At 45.3% G+C, this 21940-nt stretch carries 19 protein-coding genes; 7 read left to right on the forward strand and 12 right to left on the reverse strand.

What is annotated here, in order from left to right; translation table 11 throughout:
* Positions 1–93 precede the first annotated feature (93 nt).
* Together pepQ and IW644_RS07900 are read left to right on the forward strand one after the other, a co-directional pair.
* Positions 94–1425: a Xaa-Pro dipeptidase gene (pepQ, locus tag IW644_RS07895; RefSeq protein WP_269917155.1), complete on the forward strand. Its 1332-nt coding sequence runs from the start codon at positions 94–96 to the stop codon at positions 1423–1425.
* A gap of 260 nt (positions 1426–1685) precedes the next feature.
* A complete protein-coding gene (locus tag IW644_RS07900; RefSeq protein WP_269917156.1) occupies positions 1686–2402 on the forward strand; it encodes a ZIP family metal transporter in 717 nt (238 codons plus the stop codon).
* A gap of 204 nt (positions 2403–2606) precedes the next feature.
* Here IW644_RS07900 and ispB read toward each other — a convergent pair whose 3' ends face one another.
* Positions 2607–3581 carry an octaprenyl diphosphate synthase gene (gene ispB / locus IW644_RS07905; protein ID WP_179982283.1) on the reverse strand — a complete coding sequence of 325 codons (975 nt, stop codon included), beginning with the start codon at positions 3579–3581 and terminating at the stop codon, positions 2607–2609.
* Between the two features lie 1047 nt (positions 3582–4628).
* Here ispB and rplU point away from each other — a divergent pair.
* The 3 genes from rplU to cgtA all read left to right on the forward strand — a co-directional run bounded on the left by rplU (position 4629) and on the right by cgtA (position 6636).
* The gene (gene rplU, locus IW644_RS07910) at positions 4629–4940 is read left to right on the forward strand and encodes a 50S ribosomal protein L21 (protein ID WP_012517169.1); all 312 of its coding nucleotides are present in this window, start codon (positions 4629–4631) and stop codon (positions 4938–4940) included.
* Positions 4941–4955: 15 nt separating this feature from the next.
* Positions 4956–5213 (forward strand): 50S ribosomal protein L27, encoded by a 258-nt coding sequence (gene rpmA, locus IW644_RS07915; RefSeq protein ID WP_012517170.1) that lies wholly within the window; start codon positions 4956–4958, stop codon positions 5211–5213.
* Positions 5214–5469: 256 nt separating this feature from the next.
* Positions 5470–6636 (forward strand): Obg family GTPase CgtA, encoded by a 1167-nt coding sequence (cgtA, locus tag IW644_RS07920; RefSeq protein WP_269917157.1) that lies wholly within the window; start codon positions 5470–5472, stop codon positions 6634–6636.
* Between the two features lie 186 nt (positions 6637–6822).
* On the opposite strand, the gene IW644_RS07925 is transcribed toward cgtA, so the two are convergent.
* A complete protein-coding gene (locus IW644_RS07925; RefSeq protein WP_269917158.1) occupies positions 6823–7188 on the reverse strand; it encodes a hypothetical protein in 366 nt (121 codons plus the stop codon).
* Between the two features lie 162 nt (positions 7189–7350).
* Here IW644_RS07925 and folA point away from each other — a divergent pair, with 162 nt between their 5' ends.
* A complete protein-coding gene (folA, locus tag IW644_RS07930; RefSeq protein ID WP_269917318.1) occupies positions 7351–7848 on the forward strand; it encodes a type 3 dihydrofolate reductase in 498 nt (165 codons plus the stop codon).
* A 138-nt stretch (positions 7849–7986) separates the two neighbouring features.
* Here folA and rpoS read toward each other — a convergent pair whose 3' ends face one another.
* The 10 genes from rpoS to IW644_RS07980 all read right to left on the reverse strand — a co-directional run bounded on the left by rpoS (position 7987) and on the right by IW644_RS07980 (position 17593).
* A complete protein-coding gene (gene rpoS / locus IW644_RS07935) occupies positions 7987–8979 on the reverse strand; it encodes an RNA polymerase sigma factor RpoS (protein ID WP_269917319.1) in 993 nt (330 codons plus the stop codon).
* 72 nt (positions 8980–9051) lie between these two features.
* Positions 9052–9921, reverse strand: coding sequence for a peptidoglycan DD-metalloendopeptidase family protein (locus IW644_RS07940; protein ID WP_269917159.1), 870 nt, complete (start codon positions 9919–9921; stop codon positions 9052–9054).
* 1 nt (position 9922) lies between these two features.
* Positions 9923–10501: a YqaA family protein gene (locus IW644_RS07945; RefSeq protein ID WP_269917160.1), complete on the reverse strand. Its 579-nt coding sequence runs from the start codon at positions 10499–10501 to the stop codon at positions 9923–9925.
* On the reverse strand, positions 10498–11133 hold the full coding sequence (locus tag IW644_RS07950) for a protein-L-isoaspartate(D-aspartate) O-methyltransferase (RefSeq protein WP_118490353.1): 636 nt from the start codon (positions 11131–11133) through the stop codon (positions 10498–10500). The genes IW644_RS07945 and IW644_RS07950 overlap by 4 nt, the downstream gene beginning before the upstream one ends.
* A gap of 81 nt (positions 11134–11214) precedes the next feature.
* Complete coding sequence (gene truD, locus IW644_RS07955; RefSeq protein WP_269917161.1) at positions 11215–12300, reverse strand: tRNA pseudouridine(13) synthase TruD; 1086 nt, start codon at positions 12298–12300, stop codon at positions 11215–11217.
* Positions 12297–12770, reverse strand: a complete 474-nt coding sequence (ispF, locus tag IW644_RS07960) for a 2-C-methyl-D-erythritol 2,4-cyclodiphosphate synthase (RefSeq protein WP_269917162.1) — start codon at positions 12768–12770, stop codon at positions 12297–12299. The genes truD and ispF overlap by 4 nt, the downstream gene beginning before the upstream one ends.
* On the reverse strand, positions 12770–13528 hold the full coding sequence (gene ispD, locus IW644_RS07965; protein WP_269917163.1) for a 2-C-methyl-D-erythritol 4-phosphate cytidylyltransferase: 759 nt from the start codon (positions 13526–13528) through the stop codon (positions 12770–12772). Before ispD ends, ispF begins: the two co-directional genes overlap by 1 nt.
* Positions 13529–13533: 5 nt before the next feature.
* Positions 13534–13824, reverse strand: a complete 291-nt coding sequence (ftsB, locus tag IW644_RS07970) for a cell division protein FtsB (protein WP_179982290.1) — start codon at positions 13822–13824, stop codon at positions 13534–13536.
* A 99-nt stretch (positions 13825–13923) separates the two neighbouring features.
* The gene (locus IW644_RS07975) at positions 13924–15639 is read right to left on the reverse strand and encodes a TIGR03545 family protein (RefSeq protein WP_269917164.1); all 1716 of its coding nucleotides are present in this window, start codon (positions 15637–15639) and stop codon (positions 13924–13926) included.
* A 331-nt stretch (positions 15640–15970) separates the two neighbouring features.
* Positions 15971–17593, reverse strand: a complete 1623-nt coding sequence (locus IW644_RS07980; RefSeq protein WP_269917165.1) for a methyl-accepting chemotaxis protein — start codon at positions 17591–17593, stop codon at positions 15971–15973.
* 439 nt (positions 17594–18032) lie between these two features.
* On the opposite strand from IW644_RS07980, the gene putA reads away from it, so the two are divergent.
* The gene (putA, locus tag IW644_RS07985; protein WP_269917166.1) at positions 18033–21830 is read left to right on the forward strand and encodes a bifunctional proline dehydrogenase/L-glutamate gamma-semialdehyde dehydrogenase PutA; all 3798 of its coding nucleotides are present in this window, start codon (positions 18033–18035) and stop codon (positions 21828–21830) included.
* Positions 21831–21940: the final 110 nt, after the last annotated feature.

The raw sequence follows: 21940 nt of genomic DNA on the forward strand, positions 1-21940 counted from the left end.
CAATGGTCGGGGTCAGCATGCACGTCATGTTGGCCTCGTGATACACTAGTGGCTAATGTGTTCCATCTAACGACTACAAAGATAAGAGGGGCTATGTCGCAACATCAAGCAACCTACCAACAGCATATCGAAGAGCTTCAGGCTCGTACCCGTGAAGCATTACAACGAGAAGGTCTCGACGGGCTAGTGATTCACTCGGGGCAGGGCAAGCGCCTTTTCTTAGACGATAATCATTACCCATTCAAGGTAAACCCGCAGTTCAAAGCATGGGTGCCTGTTATTGATAATCCTAACTGTTGGCTGGTGGTAAACGGGGTAGACAAGCCTACGCTTATTTTCTACCGTCCCGAAGACTTCTGGCACAAGGTGCCGCCAGAACCAAACGATTTTTGGACTGACAGCTTCGACATTAAATTGCTGCAACAAGCCGATGCGGTAGAAAAATTCCTGCCTTATGACAAAAGCCGTTTTGCCTATGTGGGCGAATACATTGAGGTGGCAAAAGCGCTGGGCTTTGATAACGTAAACCCAGACCGCGTGTTGCATTATTTGCACTATCAACGTGCTTATAAAACCGATTACGAACTAGATTGCATGCGCGAAGCTAACAAGCTGGCGGTAGCTGGGCACAAAGCGGCTGAGCAAGCCTTTCGTGAAGGAAAAAGCGAGTTTGATATTAATCTTGCTTACGCAACGGCAAGTCGACAAGGCGATAATGATGTGCCTTACACCAGCATTGTGGCACTTAACGAACACGCTTCAATTCTTCACTACATGCAGTGCGATACCGTAGCGCCAAAAGAGTCACGTTCGTTTTTGATTGATGCGGGTGCGAATTATCATGGTTATGCGGCAGATATTACCCGTACTTATGCTCAAGACGGTGTTAAAAATTCAGCAATGTTTCGAGACCTTATTCAGGCGGTAGACAAGGTAACGCTGACCTTGGTCGACTCGTTGAAGCCTGGCGTAGCTTATACCGACATACATTTGTTAGCCCACGACGGTATTGCACAAATTCTTCACGATACCGGCATGGTGAACTTAACGCCGCCAGAAATCGTGGAAATGGGCATTACCCGTACTTTCTTCCCACACGGTATTGGTCACTTCTTGGGCCTTCAGGTACACGACGTAGGTGGTCTTGTAAATGACGATCGCGGTACGCCTAAGCCTGCTCCTGATGAACACCCATTCTTGCGCTGTACGCGAATGGTTGAAGCTCGTCAGGTGTTCACTATTGAACCTGGCTTATACTTTATCGAAAGCTTGCTGCGCGACTTGAAAGCGACGCCTGCGTCTAAATACATCAACTGGGATACTATTGATGCATACAAGCCGTTTGGCGGTATTCGTATTGAAGATAATATTATTGTGCATCGCGATAAGAACGAAAATATGACCCGAGATTTAGATTTAAATTAATCGGGCTTTTTTGAGCATAGCTAACCGCAAGCTCAAACTATCTTCATGAATGCAAAGAGCAGCGTTAGGCTGCTCTCTTTTATTGTGTCACCTTGATGTAGAACCACTATTCCTGCGGTAACACGCCGCGATTACGAACATTTTAAATCTCGTTGAGTGGGTAATAATCTATGCAAACTAGTATTATTTTTAAACCAATGGGGCTGTGTGTAGTAATCAATAAATAGACGTGCACAGACAAAAGCGAGAAAGGAGTCTTTATGTCACAAGGTGATATTGTAGGTTTATTGGTAATGGCAACGGTAGCTGGCCTAGCCATGCCAGCGGGCGCTATCTTAGCAACGTACCAAGGTATTCAACCTAAGTGGTTAGAAAAAGAGTTACGCCACGGCATTTTAGCACTTGGGGCAGGGGCCCTGATATCAGCAGTTGGCTTAGTACTTGTACCCGAAGGGATAAAAGACGTATCGGTATTTGCTGCCATATTGTGTTTTATTGGTGGCGCCTTAGCTTTTATGGCCCTTGATATTTATTTAGCGAAAAAGAAAACCGCTGGCAGTCAGTTAGCCGCTATGCTCAGTGACTTTGTGCCAGAGTCTATCGCCCTTGGTACCACGGCAGCTTTAGGTGGAGGTACCATGTTATTAGGCCTATTGATTGCGGTCCAAAATTTACCTGAAGGGTTCAACGCCTACAGAGAAATGTTGCCCAAAAACAAACAGCGCAGTAATAAACTCATTGTTATCTTTGTTCTGATGGCGTTACTGGGGCCGTTATTCAGTTTGCTAGGCTTTTACTATTTAGCCCAGTTCCCAGTGGTCATGAGTGGGATTATGCTGTTTGCTGCAGGCGGTATTCTTTATTCAGTGTTCCAGGATATAGCACCGCAAATTCGTATGGAAAACCATTGGTTACCACCTCTAGGCGGTATTCTTGGCTTCCTAGTAGGCCTTGTAGGTTTCATGCTTGAAGGCTAGCTTGCTAAACATGCGCTTAGCCTAAACGTGTGTTTTCATATTGAGCCGACGAAGAGAAGGTTCTGTACTGAAATGGCCTGTCAGAGCGTCGAAAACGTTTGTGTATCAAAAAGTGAGTAGTCTACGTTATAAGTAGTACCCAAGTTCCACCCACAAAAAAGGCGTGTTGTTCATAACACGCCTTCTCATACCATTTATTGGTAATTAGCTCGTGCGCTCAATTGAAATATGCGCCAGCGCAATGAGCGCTTCTTTGTATTCAGAATCTTCGACAGCGTTTAGACTATCAATGGCCATTTGCACTTCTTTTTGGGCACATTCTCGTGTGTAGTCCAAAGCGCCGGTTTCTTCCATAATGCCTTGAATACGGGTTAAATGTGGTAGGCCGTTACTTTGCTCAATGGCTTCTTGAATGAGTGCTTTATCGTCATCATTCTTTGCATGCCACATAGCGTACAGTAATGGCAGGGTAGGTTTACCCTCTGCTAAGTCATCGCCGGCATTTTTACCCATTTCTTCGCTGTCGGCCATGTAATCAAGAATATCATCAGCAAGCTGAAAGGCTGTGCCTAAGTGCTTACCATATTCTTGCATAGCATGTTCAATGTGCTCGTTTTGGTCAGTCAAAACAGCCGCTAACTGTGTTGCTGCTTCAAACAAACGGGCCGTCTTACCATAAATAACGTCAAAGTAGCGCGCTTCTGTAGTGCTGGCATCGTTGCAATTCATCAACTGCAACACTTCGCCTTCTGCTATTTGGTTCGTGGCTTCCGACAATATTTCCATAACGCGCATGCGCTTAAGGCTAACCATCATTTGGAAAGAGCGGGTGTAAAGAAAGTCACCTACTAATACCGAGGCCTGATTACCAAAGATAGCATTCGCAGTCTCCCGACCTCTGCGCATGGTCGACTCGTCAACCACATCGTCGTGCAACAGGGTCGCGGTATGAATGAATTCTACAATGGCTGCAAGGGTGTGATGGTCGTTATTACCTATGCCCATTGCCCGCGCACTTAACACGGTAAGTAGGGGGCGTAAGCGTTTGCCGCCACTGTTTACAATATAAAAGCCAAGCTGATTAATAAGGGCAACATCAGAATCGACTTGTTGTTGAATCAGCTGGTTAACCGCCTGCATATCATCATTAGACAGGGCGCGGATTTGATCTATATCCATAGGCATGGCAATAAATACTTACTCTTACGTCTTGGGCAATGGTTGCTGGCGATTGTACCTTAATCATCTGTACTATCCACCAAATTGTCTTAAAAAATGACGGCTTAACGTATTTACGTGTAATTTCTTAATTACGCTTAAACTCGTTTTAGAAATTGAGGAAAAGCATTTTTCATCAGAGATTCTCAACTCTTTTAAATATTGTTTTTTCAATAGTGTTCAATTTGCGGTATTCGCTTACTTGAGCTTTGCCCATTAATACTTCCGTATGCAATTAATTGTAATTATAGGCACTCTTAATTGTTTTTCCTTTCAAAGGGCGATTTTTTAACGTTTTATATCTGAATAGTAATACGCTCCACTGTCGACTAAAACGAGCAATTAAGCGAGCATTTAAGCGAGCTATTTAGCCGAGCAATTAAACCGGATGATCGTTTACGTAAATTCACGGATCCTGTATCAAGCAAAAGGGGAGCGTAACGATCTAAACTTGCGATCCAATAGGCAATCGGAAAGTAAAACTACAAAAAGTAGTACTATGACTAGATAGTGAGGAGGGACACAATTCATCTCGTAAGAAAGGATCTTTTATCCTTTAACCGATTGTGCTGATCTATTCGGGATCTCATTAAGCCGATCGCAAATAGCCTCTATTAGATCGCTAATTCTTTCCTAGATCGCTAATGGCTTCTTTGACCGCTAACGGCTTTCGCGGATCGCTAGCGGCGCAAGTTCAACCGCCAGCGGCCACAATCAATTCGCTGTAGTTATGCCTGCACTTTTCGCCAATATTTTGTAGAAATAGCCTAAGTTTTTATAGTTAGCGATCCTACTTTTCTGCTGATTTATCGAAATTATTTTTGAAATTTTAATAGTTTCAGAGCATTTGAAGCTGCATCAAATAAGCAATTGAGGCATAATTCGCCCCATGTTGGAAAAATAATCATTTTTTCTGCGAATCGGGCTTGTGATTTACGGATGTTTCACGTACAATTCGCGCCCTGTTTTTTGAATTGAAGCGTCAGTGGACGCAGAGCGGAGTTAACTATGTACGCGGTTTTCCAAAGTGGCGGTAAACAACACCGTGTGGCCGAAGGCCAAACCGTTCGTCTTGAAAAAATCGAAGTAGCCCCAGGCGAAACGGTTGAATTTGACAAAGTTTTAATGGTAAGCAACGGTGACGACGTAAAAATCGGCACACCAATCGTTGCTGGTGGTAAGGTGACTGCTGAGGTTGTTACACACGGTCGTGGCGATAAAGTAAAAATCGTTAAGTTCCGTCGTCGTAAGCACTCTCGTAAGCAAGCGGGTCACCGTCAGTGGTTCACAGAAGTGAAAATCACTGGTATCAACGCATAATAGGAGCACGAACACATGGCACACAAAAAAGCTGGTGGTAGTACCAAAAACGGTCGTGATTCAGAGAGTAAACGCCTAGGTGTTAAGCGCTTTGGTGGCGAATCTGTTCTTGCTGGTAACATCATTGTTCGTCAACGTGGTACTCGTTTCCACGCTGGTGACAACATGGGTATCGGTAAAGACCACACGTTGTTTGCACTAAAAGACGGTAAAGTTCAGTTCGACGTTAAAGGACCGAAAAACCGTAAATTTGTAAGCATCGTAGCTGAGTAAGCGCGAAAGCTTCTCGCCGAACAGGCTTAGAAAAACCCCGCGCAAGCGGGGTTTTTTGTTTTGTGAAACCTTTCTTTCTTTTACTGTTCTTATTTGTAGCGTGTAAATTCTAGAACGAATTAACGCTAGGCAAGGTTTTACTTCTCGTTTTTTAGAATGCTGAGCAGACACAAAAGCGCCAATGGGTAATTTGGTGTAAACTTAGTATTCGCATTAAAAAGTTAATAACCCACGGCATTACAGCCCGGAGTGATAAATGAAATTTGTAGATGAAGCTGAAATTCGCGTTGAAGCCGGTGACGGCGGCAACGGTACCATTGGCTTTAGAAGGGAAAAATACGTACCTAAAGGTGGCCCAGACGGCGGCGACGGTGGTGACGGCGGCAGCGTATTCTTACAAGCCGATGAAAACCTAAATACATTGATCGATTATCGCTTCGAACGTTTTCATCGAGCAGAGCGCGGCCAAAACGGCCAAGGCGGTAACTGTATCGGTAAGAAGGGTAAAGATCTTACCGTTATGGTGCCCGTGGGTACACGCGCCACTGATAGCGATACTGGTGAAGTATTGGGTGACTTAACTCGTCATGGTCAAAAGCTTAAAGTGGCACAAGGTGGTTTTCACGGTTTAGGTAATGCTCGCTTTAAAAGCAGTACTAACCGCGCACCACGTCAAAAAACCAATGGTACGCCAGGTGAAATTCGTAATCTTAAGCTAGAGCTTATGCTTCTAGCAGATGTGGGCTTGCTTGGTATGCCTAACGCGGGTAAATCAACCTTTATTCGCTCTGTATCGGCGGCTAAGCCGAAAGTGGCTGACTACCCGTTTACTACGCTTGTACCTAACTTAGGTGTTGTTCGCCAAGATTCACAGCGTAGCTTTGTTGTCGCTGATATTCCTGGTTTGATTGAAGGTGCAGCCGATGGTGCGGGCCTAGGAATTCGTTTCTTAAAGCACTTAGAGCGCTGTCGTATCTTGCTTCATGTGGTAGATATTTTCCCTGTAGATGAAACTGATCCGGCCGAAAATGCTAAAGCAATTATAGAAGAACTTGAGAAATACAGCCCTAAGCTAGCAGAAAAGCCACGCTGGTTGGTATTTAACAAAGTTGATTTGTTGCTTGAAGAAGAAGCCGAAGAGCGCTGCCAGCACGTTATTGATGCGCTAGGGTGGGAAGGCCCTGTTTATCAAATCTCAGCGTTCCAAAAGATGAACCTCGATCCACTCTGTAACGATGTTATGGACTTCATTGAAAGTCTTCCTGCAGAAATAGAAGAGGAAGAAGAGAAGAAAGAAGTGGAATTCAAGTGGGACACTTACCATAAGAATACACTAGAAGCCCATGATGAATTTGAAGATGATCTCGATGACGACGACTGGGACGAAGACGACTACGACGTGGAAGTTGAGTATCGTCGTTGAGAAACAATCGCTGAGAAACAGTCGTTGAGAAACAATCGCTGAGAAACAATCGTCGAGAAGCACTGGTCGAAGATAGTTTCTGTGAGTTAGTGATTTAAGCATTCACAATCAATCAGCTCACAAAACATTAAGCTCGTACATTTGCCAAAGCAAAGTGCGAGCTTTTTTGTTAGGTGCGTACCAATTCTACACCGCAAATCGCAGAGGTATTTCGTTGTTCGCGATATTGTTAGAAGCTTCTATTATCCTGTGGGCTCTGTCTACTATGGCATTTCTGTAATGGGTAAGTCTCAAATGAAAATAAATATCTTCAAGTAAACTGGTTAAGCTCATAATTTTAGATGTCATAGCGCTGTTTTCGCCACCGTCAACTTCAAGCAGTATGACGGCGATATCAAATGCACATCCAAGATAGGGAATCGCTTCACTTAACTGACCACTTTGCATAAGCATAGTGCCCTGCATTTCGTCCCGTGCCATTACGTGTAGCGCTTGCTCTGGATTGTTGTAAACCCAGTCTGCATGTTTAGGGCATAAATAAGTTATAAGCATGGTAGCCACCTCCTAACTCTACACTAAAATACTTTTATAACTCATGCAAATGATAATTGTTATTATTTGCTTTAAGGTGTTGGCGCATTTCCTATCTGATGTTGATATACTTTGCTTTAAACAATTAAAACTTGGCCTGAAGGTGTAAAAATGAAAATAGCGATGATTGCTGCTATGGCAAAGGACAGAATTATTGGCGCAGACAATGATATGCCGTGGCATTTACCTGCTGACTTGAAGCATTTTAAAGCTATTACTCTGGGCAAGGCGGTTATCATGGGGCGAAAAACTTACGAGTCAATTGGAAAAGCACTTCCTGGTAGGCCAAATATCGTCATTACCAGTAATGCTGACTACAGCTTATCTGACGCTACTGTGGTCGACTCGCCGGAATCAGCATTTGAGGTCGCAAAAGCGCTAAGTAACGATAATGGGCAGAATGACGAGGTAATGATTATTGGTGGCGGTACTATCTACCAGTCATTTTTAGATAGAGCGGATACCTTGTACCTTACACATATTGATCTTTCAGTAGAGGGAGATACCCAGTTCCCTGATTATGAGGCAGCAGCAAGTTGGACTGAAGTATCACGAGAAGCACATAGCGCCGATGAAAAGAATGCGCATGCTTATACTTTTGTGACGCTTGAGAGAAACTAATACCAATCCGCATAGATAGAACTAGCAAAGGGTTGCTAGGTTACCGTGAATCTAAAATAAAAATGCCAGTGTTGAAACGCTTGTTTAAAAGCGTCACAACACTGGCATTTACGTTTTACTCTACAATGTGAGTAGAAGCTACTTCATTTGGTCGAACAAGTTCTCTAATGAAAGGCCTTGATGACCCAGCATATCGCGAAGACGGCGAAGTGCTTCCACCTGAATTTGACGAACACGCTCACGTGTTAATCCAATTTCTACACCCACATCTTCAAGGGTTGAAGGCTCATATCCCATAAGACCAAAACGGCGAGCGAGTACCTCGCGCTGCTTAGGATTTAGCTCTTCAAGCCAAGTTACGATATTACTTTTGATATCAGAGTCTTGTAAGCTCTCTTCAGGGCTAAACTCTTTCTCATCAGCAATAATATCAAGCAGTGCTTTATCATTTTCTCCGCCAATAGGTGTATCGACAGAGGTAATGCGTTCATTTAAACGAAGCATCTTTGTTACATCTTCCACTGGCTTATCTAGGGCCGCTGCAATTTCTTCTGCAGTTGGCTCATGGTCAAGCTTTTGTGAAAGTTCACGAGAAGCACGTAAATAAACGTTTAGTTCTTTCACTACGTGGATAGGCAAACGAATAGTACGCGTTTGATTCATAATCGCGCGTTCGATAGTTTGGCGAATCCACCAGGTTGCATACGTTGAAAAACGGAATCCGCGTTCAGGATCAAACTTTTCTACGGCACGGATTAGACCTAAGTTACCTTCTTCAATTAAATCGAGAAGTGCTAGTCCACGGTTGTTATAACGGCGAGCAATCTTAACAACAAGGCGAAGGTTGCTAACAATCATACGTTTGCGAGAGGCTTCGCAGCCTTTCAGTGAGCGGCGCGCAAAATAAACTTCTTCTTCTGCGGTTAGCAGTGGTGAAAAACCAATCTCGCCTAGATAAAGCTGTGTGGCATCTAGGTTTTTAGGTTGGTCATCCTGACTGAAAATGGCATCGTCATTTTCTAGTTCAGCGTCGTTGGTTAAGGTTTCGTCAGCTTTCATATCAGCTGGCATATCGATGACATCTAAGTCATCTTGCGGTTTTGATTCCAAGGCTTTATTTGACTTACCCATCATGAATCTCCTGCTACAAGGTTTACCTTATGACGTTTCTCCTTTGTCTTTTTTTATTGTTATTTATTTTTATTATTTTAATACTGGCAGGTATTTCATCGGGTCTAATGATTTCCCTCTATACCTAACTTCAAAGTGAAGTTTTACCGAATTTGTTCCGCTATCACCCATGGTTGCAATCTGCTGCCCCGCTGACACCCATTCTCGTTCTTTGACTAAAATAGTATCGTTGTAGGCGTAAGCACTTAAGAAAGTATCGGTGTGTTTGATAATAACTAACTTACCGTAACCTCTTAAGGCGCTCCCTGAGTAAACAACTTTTCCATCTGCTGCTGCGACGACTTTACTGCCTTTAGCACCAGCGATATCAATTCCTTTGTTGCCTGATTCTGTCTTACTGAAGGTACCAACTAACTTACCTTCTGCAGGCCAAACCCACTTTTGTACTTTGCTTGGAAAGCTCGTCGGCGTTTGTTTTTTGACGCTTCGTGACGGCTTCTTGACAGTCGTAACTTTTTGTGGCTTAACAACTTTTTCACTTTCACGATACGCTTGTGGCGATGGGGGGTCAACCAAACTTTTGTCTACTTTTGGGGTGGTCGGAGTTGTTGACCGTTTGGTCTTTACCTTAGATTTTACGGGGGCTACAGCTACATTTGACGGGGGGGTAACCTTTAAAATCTGACCAGGGAAAATGGTGTAAGGGGCTGATAAATGGTTGTATTTTGCTAGATCGCGATAGTCGTTTCCGGTGTACCAAGCTACTGCATAAAGTGTGTCGCCTCGTTGCACTTTATAGGTTTTTTTTGTGTACTCTTCGCTTCCATCTGAAACTTGACTATTTAATAAAACAACAGGGGCAGGAGCACTTCTTCCTGCGCATCCCCCAATAAGTACACAGAAATATAACAAAAAACCTATATAAAAAAGAGGCTTATGCATATCATCGCAGCAGTAAATAGGCGAGTACTGCAAGGATGACAACTGCCCACCCTAGCACTTCTACGTACTGTCTTAGCTTTTGTTCCATGGGAGCTCCACCCCAGCGCATTAGGCCCGCGACTAAAAAGAAACGCGCGCCACGCCCTACTGCAGATGCAAGTAAAAATGGTAGAAAAGCCATTTGCAAGAAACCGGCACTTACCGTAAATACTTTATAGGGAATGGGGGAAAACCCTGCAAGAAAGACTACCCATACACCATAGTCTTTAAACCATTGCATTGCGGTTTCAATTTTATGGGTATACCCCCAGCTTTCTACAAGCGGAGCGAGCCAAGCATCAAACGCAAAGTAACCAAGCCAGTAGCCCGCAATACCACCCAAAATAGAGGCAATGGTAGTAATCAGAGCAAACTGCCATGCCTTATTAGGCTGCGACAAGGCCATCGGTGCAAGCATCACGTCAGGGGGAATGGGGAAGAAAACCGACTCTGAGAAGCTTAACCCACCTAAATATTTGGTTGCGTGGCGATGCCTCGCCCAGCGTAACGCCATGTCATAACACGGCTCAAAAAGCTTCACATTAGCTCTCCTGCTACAAGAGGAACAAATCGAACCGATTCAATGGTCGACGTTTTTAGTTCCCCTTCAATCCTATCAATACACAGCAACGATTGTTGTTCGTTACCCACGGGAATTATAAGTCGCCCACCTTCTTTTAGCTGTTCGCACAAATCCTGGGGAAGGCTCGCAGCAGCAGCGGTAACAATAATAGCGTCGTATGGGCCTTTTGACGCCCAGCCTTTCCAACCATCGCCGTGTTTCATTGCAATATTGTGAAGGTCGAGTTGATTCATTCGGCGCTTCGCTTGAAACTGCAGTGATTTAATACGCTCTACACTAAAAACCTTCGCGAATAGCTGTGCAAGAATAGCCGTTTGATAACCTGAGCCTGTGCCTATCTCCAGCACTTTTTCAGGTTTATTGGGGCTATCAAGCAATAGCTCGGTCATTTTCGCAACGATATAAGGCTGCGAAATTGTCTGGCCTTGCCCTATAGGCAATGCCGTATTTTGATAAGCCTTATGTTTAAGCGCGTCGGGCAAGAAGCTCTCCCGCGGCGTACCAGCAATGGCGTTTAATACTGCTTGTGAACGTATTCCTTCGTTATAAAGCAGTTGTGCTAACGCGTCTCCTTTTCTAGAAGCTCTCATGATGTTGCGTACTTTCCTTTATTTTTATTCACAGCCACGCGAGGTTAAATCTGTTGCGCGCCACACTTTTATCAATACTTTTTAAACCCGATTAATGGGGGATAAGGTCTCCACGCATTCTCTTAGGACCGAGGTTGCAAAGCAGCCGCTCGGAAGCGCAAACGAGATAGTAAATGTATCACCCTTACTCTGCCATTCAAGCTGTGAAGGCCAAATTTTTATCGCTCGGCGCTCTTGTTCGAACCCGCATTGACTTAAAAAATCGATAACTTCACTATTTTGCGCAGCAACAGACTGTTCCATTGCTAATACGTCAGCTTGCGTAACGAGTGCTCCTTTACCCCAAAGTGGCGCTGAAGGGCACACATCTTTTGCAGTAAAGCGACGTTGTGCATCTTGTTGCTGTTCTGAGCCTTCAGCACCTTCATTAATGAAAAAGCTATTAGACCCGGATAGCACCAGTGCATCGCCTTGGTTTACTTTATCAAATGTGCCTTTTTCTAGGCGCGTTGAAAGCATTTCATTGAACAGCCAGCTGCGTAGAGCAGAAAGTGCCATAGAGCGTTTGTTGCGGTGCCTAATGGTTTCACCATTTACCATGCGTTCGGCCATTACCAGGTTTCCGCCACGCTGCACTTCACCCATATCATTTAAGCGCATTACACCAAAGCGTTGCTCGCCGTAGTAATTAGGTACCCCGTGCTCTGCAATTTCTTGCAAACGCTCTTCAATAGCTTCTGGGTGTAATACCTGACGCAAGGTAATCGTGAAGTGATTGCCTTTAAGCTGACCCGTACGCAGCTTTTTGTTATGGCGCATTTGTTTGAGTACTTTAACGCCTTCCAGTTCGAAATTGCTAAAGTCGAAATCAGGTTTGCCGGGGGCATGTATGCCAAACCACTGTTGTGTTACTGCGTATTTATCTTTACGACCAGCATAAGTAATTTGGCGCAGTGGCAAGTTAACGAAGCGCGCAAGTTGCTCCGCCACAAATGCGGTATTTGTGTTGGTTTTTTCAACAAACACAAACTGGTGCTCACCTTCACCGCAGGGCGTATAGCCTAAATCTTCAACAACTTGAAAGTCGTCGGCTTGGAATTTAAATATGCCAGTAGATACAGGCTTTGTGAAATAGTACTGCCAGTGATCAGTGTTTAAGGGCTTCATAGTTTTTCCAATAGCACGACAGCGTGAGAGGCAATGCCTTCTTTGCGGCCGGTATAACCGAGTTTTTCCGTCGTCGTAGCTTTTACATTAATGTCGTCAAGCGCTACATTACAGTCTTGCGCGATAATCTCGCGCATAGCTTCAATATGTGGGGCCATTTTCGGCGCCTGCGCCACTATCGTCATATCGGCATTGCTTAACTTGTAGCCTTTTTCTTTCACTACATTCACAACGTGGCGTAACAGTACGCGACTGTCTGCACCTGCGTAGGCATCGTCTGTATCAGGGAAGTGCTTGCCAATATCACCAAGTGCTGCCGCACCTAGCATTGCATCGCAAAGTGCATGAAGCAATACGTCGCCATCAGAATGTGCCACAAGGCCTTGTTCGTAGTCGATGCGCACGCCACCTATGGTGATGGGGCCGTCGCCGCCAAATTTGTGTACATCAAAACCGTGTCCTATTCGCATTATAAATTTGCCTTTTGATCTTGCGCGCTTTGGCTTTGCAGATTGTCGCCTTGCGCGTTAAATTTTTGCTTAAGATAGAATTCTGCCAAAGGAAGGTCGGCTGGGTGGGTAATTTTAATATTAGCAGGGCTTCCATTAACCATAGCTACTTTGTAGCCAGCAAGCTCCATAGCCGACGCCTCGTCAGTAATCGCTGCGCCTTTCGCTAAACCTTCCTGAAGGGCTTGCTTTAAAAGTGTTGCGGGAAAAAACTGTGGCGTTAGCGCGTGCCACAGGCCGTCTCTGTCCTCGGTGTGAGAAATAACATTGGTGTCCTTGTTCGTATCAAGCGCAACTCGCTTCATAGTATCTCTAACGGGGGTTGCCAGAATACCGCCGGCAACCGACTCGTTGTCTGTTAAGGCAATAAGCGCTGAAATGTCGTTCTTTTCAATACAGGGGCGGGCTGCATCATGTACTAGAGCCCAATCATTATCGCCCAAAGACATGATGCCGCTAAGTACGCTGTCTGCCCGTTCTTTGCCACCGTCTACCACATGAATTGGTTTTTCCCTCAGTCCATAGGTATCGAAGTATGCATCGCCTGGACTGATGGCCACCACAACCTCGTCAACTAATGGATGGGTTAACAATGCGTCTATGGTGTGTTCAAGAATGGTTTTACCGTTTAAGGTAAGGTACTGTTTGGGACGGTCGGCTTTCATGCGGCTGCCAACTCCGGCTGCGGGGATAACCGCAACAACGCGGGGCGATGTCATTTTATTCACTTAGCATCTGCGGGTAGAATACGGTAAAAGGTTTCTCCCTTTTTAATCAAACCGAGTTCATTTCGCGCTCTTTCTTCAATGGCTTCTAATCCAATTTTTAAATCGCTGATATCAGCTTTAAGTAACGCATTGCGCTGAGCAAGGTTTGCGTTTTGAAGGGCTTGTGTATGAACTTCTTGTTTTCGGTTGAAGTAATCGGGAATACTATTTTTTCCAAACCATAGTCTGTATTGCAATAGACCAAGAAGTACTATTAACACAATGGGAAGCCATTTACCTTGTAACACAGATTCACCTGACAATATGGTTAAGCGGAAAAAAAGCAGAGGCGCTATGCCTCTGCTGTGTTGTATTATGCCGCGAAGCAGCGCCGAGTCAAAGGTGCATTATTCACCCTGACCAAATTTACCCTTCAATTTATCAAACAGTTTACTTTTTTGCTGTTCGACAACGTTGTTAAGCTGAGCTTGAAGTAGTTCCTGAAGGGCTGCACTGTCACCTTGGGCTGCGCTAAGCATACTGTTTACGTCAACAAGCTCACCAGATAGAAGGGACTGCTCGCTACTTATCATACTGTTGAGCTTAGTATTTAACTCGTCTAGTTTATCTTTCTGGCTAGCCGTAAGCTGCGAAAGTGCTGCTTTTGCAAGTTTATTGTCAAGGTCAGACTTAATGTTAAAGCCAGGGTCTGAAAGGGTGCCATCAAGCAACATGGTCATGTTCAGACTACTTAAGGTTTGCAGTGCTTGCGCGATAGCGCTAGTGATATCGCTAGTACCCGTTGCTTCCATGACAAGCTGCTGTAGGTCGACTTCGCCGGTACCGGTAAGCATGTTATCAGTGACTTTCATCGACCCGTTGGTTTTCATTAGCGCCGATTTAAGCACCGCATTAAGTGTTTCATTGCCGCTAAAAGAAATGTCTGACATGTTCACGCCAGCTAGCTCCCATACCTGGCTAGCATCAACACCTTCACCGTCAATCCAAAACTCACCGCTAGAGGTAAACGACTTTAATAAATCGCCAGCCGCTTCAATGGTGAAGGTGGTAGGGTTACCAAATACTTCGTGAACGTTAGTAATATTGTTCCACTTGCTCGTGATAGATTCGTTTTGCCATAGTACTGAGACATTAGCCTCTTTTACTAAAATTGAGGGTACGTCAGCAGGCGCTTCGCTTTTTTCTTCGCCCTGAATAAGCGGCATAACTATTTGCATTGCTGCCATCAGGTATTCGGTGTATTCCGCTGCTTTATCGCCAAATACAAAATAGGTTACCTGAGAAAGGGCGGCTTGATCGCCCGCGATAACACCTTTGAGTAAGGCATAGTCTTCCTGAGGTGCTTTTTTGAGCGCTTCAATACTTTCACTTAAGGCCTGTTTTGCATCGCTAGCCTTTTCAGTGAAGTTGCTAATAAGCGCGCGGTCTGCCTGCATTTCTTCTTTCAGCTTATCGAATGCTGACTTCGCTTGAACTAATGCCTGCGGATCTTTGTAGTTAGTTTCTTTAAGCTGAGCGACCTGTGTTTTGTAGTAGTCAATACGCGCTTTGTCAGGCAAAGATTCATAATCATCTTTAAGGCCTTTGCCATACGTTTCGTAGGCAGACTTGGCATTTTCGATGGCTGCGGTCGTTTTTAGCGGGTTGCGTGCAAGTAGTTCATCAACCGTAGGCACGGCCTCTTTCGCTTTCGTTTTGATTTCATCAAACGACAGTGAGCGCTCTGGAACGCGATATACTTCACCTTCTGACTCGCGCTTGGTATCAAACTGTACTTCTAAAAGGTCTAGGTTATTAACAATAACCTGATCATCAAGCAGTGGCTTTAATTCGACGTCCGCATTAGCCTCACCTACAAAAACTTGGTTGTGAGATGGCTTGGTTGGGTTGGTTAGCGCGATGCCTTTTAGGGTAACGGTAGTGGGGAAAAGAGAGTGGTCGAATTCGTCAATATTGACTTCGGCGCCGTATGATTCCCCTAATTTTGATTCAAGAATAGATTTTATAATGGTGTTGGCGAACAAAAAGTACACCAAGAATAGCAACACGAAAAAACCGGCAACCCATAGTAAAATAGGCTTCCCCTTAGAACCACTACTCATATTCAACTCCTTGATTTGATACGCGTCTAACGTTACAAGCGCTTAAGCCATTGCCACATTGCGATAGCATAGCCGATTACCTAGAAGAAATCGGCACTCGGCCACTTAATGTGATTCTGAGTGTAATGCACTCAGGGCTTTTGTTCCACAGGCAGAGCTTGTCACTGATGGTTTAAGAGCGTCTAAATGCTACAAAGTTTCGTTCTTAGTATCGAAAATAATCGAATTTGAAGTTCGAGTTAAAGCAGGGAAGGACATAAAGAAAGGTATGAGCGGCCTGAACACGCGCGAATTGCTTCGCGGGCTCTCTAGGCCGCAGTCGAAAAAAGGTTTACAGCTTAAAACGGTTTGCTATATCCATAATTGCCAGACAACTGCTTTTAAGTGCTTGGCTTGCAGCTGCCAGTTCATCTGCTGTTTTCAAGCTACTATCTGCAGCCCCCGATAATGCATTTATTCGCATATTCGCTTCAGTGGCGGCTTCCGCTTGCTGTTCAGTGGCTCGGGCAATTTCACTGCTCATGTCTGCAATTTCCGTCATTAGGCGGTCAGCTTCCTGAAGGTTTTGGTTTGCTTGTATGGCATTATCTACAGTTTTGTTTGACGCAGACTGACTGATTTGTACTGCGTCTACCGCACTTTTCGCGTTACTTTGCAGCTTTTCAATCATAGCTTGAATTTCATCGGTACTTTGTCCGGTTCGACTTGCCAAGGTACGAACTTCATCTGCTACTACGGCAAACCCCCTTCCTTGTTCACCGGCTCGAGCAGCTTCAATAGCGGCATTAAGGGCGAGTAAGTTGGTTTGTTCCGCGATGCCTCGAATTACGTCAAGCACAGCTCCGATACTGTCTGTTTGTGCAGCGAGTTCAGTCACTACGTTGCTCACGCTTTCTATATCAGAGGTTAACGAGCGGATATCTTGTACTGTACTCTCCACCACTGCTGCACCGTTTTGAACGTTCCCTCGGGCACTACTTGTACTCTTCTCTGCAGAATCCGCATTGCCGCTTACATCGTTAATCTGCGTTGTCATTTCTTCCATTGCTGCGGCAACCTGCAGCATATTCTCGTTTTGTGTTTGCGCTTGTGCATTACTATTTTGGCTGGACGACTCTACGAGTTCAGCTTGCTGGGTAAGAGAGCTGATATTTTCGCGAATACCCAGCAAAGACTGACGCATTTTATCGGTGTACTCGTTAAAGTAGCGGGCTAACCGAGTAACTTCGTCTTGCCCAGTTTCAGGAAGAGAGCGAGTGAGGTCGCCTTCTCCCTGAGAGATATCTTTCATCCGTTCAGACACTTCTTGGACAGGCTTTACAATGCTTCCGCCTATTACATAAACCAGCAATACAACCAATACAATGCTCACTAGGCAAAATACCAAAATAAGGTTGCGAAGGTGCGCGAACTCTTCTTCAAGGTTTGTAAGGTAGATTCCTGAACCCACAGTCCAGCCCCACGGTTTAAATTCTTTTACATAAGAAATTTTGTCAGTAGGGGTTTCTTCGCCGGGAAGAGGCCACACGTAATCAACAAAGCCGTCCCCTTGCGCTTTAACTTTCCGCGCCATTTCTATAAAAAAGGCTTTGCCGTTTCCGTCTTTAAATGTTCTTAGGTCTTTACCATCGAGCGCCGGCTTAATGGGATGCATAACCATAGAGGGGGTTTGGTCTTGGATCCAAAAGTAATTGCTGCCGTCATATCGCAGCGCCTTTACCGCTGCTAACGCCTGTTGTTTAGCCGTAGTCTCATCTACGTCGCTACGCGCTTCGAAGCTGGCGAGCATAGTGTGAACTACTTCAACCAAGTGTTGGTTTTCGTCATAGGACTTTTGTTTTAAAGCTTCATAGTGCCTGTTTAAGACAACAGCGGTTAGCAATACAAACAGCAAAGTAATAAGGGCTACAATTATGCCCAGTCGTTGAATCAAGCTAAATTTTCGTAACCACATTGGCAATACCTAGTTATTTTTTTGTTTTTTAATAGTGTAGTCGGTTTTTAGTTAGCCGCTTTTTATCGCAATTAAAAATACATCATTTTCAACAATCTTTTACTACGACCTTTAGCGTAGTGAATAAATGGACTAATGAACCAAAAATAGAGCGGCTTTTACAGGATGATATATGTCATCTAACGCACTGAATACGTAGCTTGACAGAGAAAATTAAAAACTTTGATAGTGGGGGCTTGGCAGGGCATTTTTGTGTGCTACTATCCGCGAAAATTTGGCCCGTCGTGATCTTCATCCAAAAGTATAAAGTTTAAAGAAGAATGACAGGTCAATGCAGGGTTTCGACTTTGCTTGTTATTTAGCCGCTTCCATGTAACCGTGGGCAGTCATACACGGCGGGAACGCTTTTTGTTACAGCTATTTCTATGAAAGGGTTGCAATGCTCATTAACGACACACTTCATACAACATCACCCCTACGCCAGCGTATAAGAGACTACTATCGTATTAGTGAGTCAGTGGCTGTGGACCAGATTCTTCCTATCGCCGAGGTCAACCCGCGTGCTCGAAGTCGTGCATGGGAACGCGCACGTAAGATGGTACTTCAAATTCGCCGGGAGCAAGAAGGGCACGGTGGTGTTGATGCACTATTAAATGAATACTCGCTATCTACAGCAGAAGGTGTGGTATTGATGTGCTTGGCTGAAGCCTTGCTACGCGTACCAGATAAAGCTACGCAAGATGAGCTTATTCGTGACAAGCTATCTCAAGGGCAGTGGACACCGCACTTAGGCAACTCAGAATCTTTATTTGTTAATGCATCGGCGTGGGGCTTATTGTTCACCGGTAACATGGTGAACTATGCTGACAAGCGCAAAAAAGAACAGTTTGGTTTGCTAAAGCAAACGCTAGGTCGCCTAGGTGAGCCAGTTATCCGCCGCGCAATGAACATTGCTATGCGCGTTATGGGCCGCCAATTTGTTATGGGCGAAACCATTGAAGATGCAGTAGAGCGCGCTAAAGAGAAAGAAACTAAAGGCTACGTATACTCCTACGATATGCTAGGTGAAGCAGCCCGCACAATGGCTGACGCTGATCGCTACTATGAGTCATATGAAAAAGCGATTAAAGTTATCGGTAAGGCGGCCAATGGTCGCGGACCCAAGCGCTCGCCAGGTATTTCTGTAAAACTTTCTGCTATTCATCCACGCTTTGAGTTTTCTCACCGCGAACGGGCCATGGTTGACATTCCACCGCGCTTAAAAGCCTTGTGTATGATGGCGAAAGAATACGATATTGGCTTAACCGTTGATGCGGAAGAAGCCGACCGTCTTGAGCTTTCGTTAGATATCATAGAAGCCGTATTCCGCGACGAAGATTTAAATGGCTGGACAGGCTTTGGCTTGGCCGTACAGGCTTACCAAAAGCGCGCTATTCACGTAATAGAACACTTGCGTGAACTTACCCTAGAGGTAGGTCGTCCGCTAATGGTGCGTTTGGTTAAAGGTGCCTATTGGGATACTGAGATTAAGCTTACCCAACAAGCGGGCCTTGAAGAGTTCCCTGTATTTACCCGTAAGTCGTCAACAGATGTGTCATACCATGCCTGTGCGAACCGCTTACTTGAGTATCGCGACACCATTTACCCGCAGTTTGCCACTCACAATGCCTACACAGCGTCTGTGATTGTTGAGCTTGCTGGTGACGACAAAGAAGGTTTTGAGTTTCAGTGTCTGCACGGCATGGGCGATACCCTGTACGATCAGGTGGTAACACAGGATAAGATTCAGTGCCGCGTGTATGCGCCAGTTGGCGAACACGAAGACCTATTGGCCTACTTGGTGCGCCGTCTTCTTGAAAATGGTGCGAACTCATCATTCGTTAACGCTATCGTTGATGATGAAAAGCCCGTTGAAGCGTTACTTGAAGACCCAGTAGAGAAAACTCAACGTTTGAAAGTTCGTTATAACAAGCTAATTAAAACCCCACGTGGGTTGTATGCGCCAGAGCGCGACAACTCGCGAGGTCTAGATCTTACCGATACCAATGCGGTAACGGCGCTTAAACACGAGCTTGAGCGCTGGCAGGATTACTACAAAGTAACGGGTGAAGTACCAGAGGGGGCAACAGCAGTACTTAGCCCAACAGACCACAATGATGTGGTGGGTTATCACTACTATGCAAAACCTGATGACATGCGCAAGGCGCTAGATGAAGCTGACGCTGGGTTTGAAGCATGGTCTAAACGCGATGTCAGCGAACGTGCTGAAATTCTTAATCGTACTGCTGATGCACTTGAGCGTCACATGGCTGAGCTTATCGCTATCTGTATGCGTGAAGCAGGTAAAGTAGCTCAAGACAGTATTGATGAAGTGCGCGAGGCGGTTGATTTTTGTCGCTATTATGCTGCGCGCGCCGAAGAGCTTGCTGAAGACCAGCGCTTAAAGCCGCGTGGTGTTGTGCTTTGTATCAGCCCTTGGAATTTCCCACTGGCCATATTCTTAGGTCAAGTTACGGCTGCACTGGTAACAGGTAACACCGTTATTGCCAAGCCCGCCGAACAAACCAGCATGGTGGCCAAGCGAGCGGTAGATATTATGCATTCGGTAGGCTTACCGGAAGACGCACTGAAGCTTATCGTATCACCAGGTAAAGAAGTGGGTGAAACCTTGCTACCAGATGAGCGCATTAGAGCTGTCATGTTCACGGGCTCAACGCAAACCGGTACCTTAATTTCACAGGTGCTTGCAGAGCGTGGTGGTGAGCAGGTACCTCTCATTGCAGAAACGGGCGGCCAAAACTGTATGATAGTTGATTCAACCGCATTGCCAGAGCAGGTGGTTGATGATGTTATTCATTCGGGTTTCCAGAGTGCTGGTCAACGCTGTTCAGCACTCCGCGTCTTGTTTGTACAAGAAGAAATTGCTGATGACCTTATCGATATGCTAATCGGTGCCATGAAAGAGCTTACCGTTGGCGACCCAACACAGCTTGCCACCGACGTTGGCCCTGTGATCGATGAAAAAGCGCTTAAGAGCCTTACTGATCATCAAGATTTCATGAAAGACAAAGCTAAGTTGCTTTATCGCAACGAAATGCCAACAGGTTTTGAAAACGGTACTTTCTTTGCGCCGACTTTGTATGAAATCAAAAACATTGATGTGCTTGAAAAAGAAGTGTTCGGCCCAGTGGTGCACATTGTTCGCTTTAAGTCGAAAGACCTTGATGGTGTACTAGAGCAAATTAACGGTACAGGTTACGGCCTGACTATGGGCATTCACTCGCGAATTGAAGAACGTGCTAACGAGCTTGCTGCGAAAAGCCGCGCGGGTAACGTATATATTAACCGCAACATGATTGGTGCTATTGTTGGCGTACAGCCCTTTGGTGGCCGTGGCCTTTCTGGCACAGGTCCAAAAGCGGGTGGTCCAAACTATCTACCTCGCTTAATGATGGAACGCGCAACGCCTAAGCCTTCGCGCATTGACGATGTGGACGGTACCGATGCAGCGCTTGTAGGTGATGAAAAAATTGCTGAGCGTGCCCATGTCATGATGGACAAGGCAAAAGCGGTGGAAGTACAGTGGCGTCATACGCCGCTTAATGACCGTATATCTATGGTGCGTCAGCTTCTAGCAAAAATTGCAAAAGTGGACATTGTTGATGAGCTGGCTGACGACTTAAACCGCACGCTAGCAACGGCACGTCAACAGCTAACCAGCGTTGAACGCAAACTTGCCAAGCCGCAGGTATTGCCAGGGCCCACAGGTGAGTCGAATAAGCTCTATTTAGAGCCTCGAGGTATCTTGGTATGTTTCGCCGATAAAGAGGTAACCTTCGAATACTGGTTGTTATCAATTGTGACGGCGCTATCAACGGGTAACCCGGTGGTATCAGTGGTTTCTGAAATTTTCTACGAAGAAGCAGTAGAGATTCAGAACAAGTTTGAATCGACGGGGGCACCGAAAGGCTTGTTCCAAGTGGCACGTCTAGCGCATTTAGATACCTTGTTGATGGATGAAGACTTGTCTGGCGTAGTGGTCGATTCTGGTACTGATCGTACCGCGCGTATTACTGCAATGCTCTCGTCACGTGAAGGGGCTATTTTGCCGGTAATCACGGCTGAGTATAACGATAACCTTATTCAGCGTTTGATGACTGAAAAAGCCATCAGTATCGATACAACAGCGTCAGGTGGTAACACATCGCTGATGACCCTTGTTGAAGATGATGAATAAGCTCTCGGGCTTGTCACCAGCGGCTATCTAATAAAGCTGGTGTTTTCACAATAAATGCGAACTAAAGGCCAGCGCTGTATAGCACTGGCCTTTTCTTTTGCTTCCGTACT

The organism is Alteromonas sp. PRIM-21 (assembly GCF_027563165.1).
Taxonomy (GTDB): Bacteria; Pseudomonadota; Gammaproteobacteria; order Enterobacterales; family Alteromonadaceae; genus Alteromonas; species Alteromonas macleodii_A.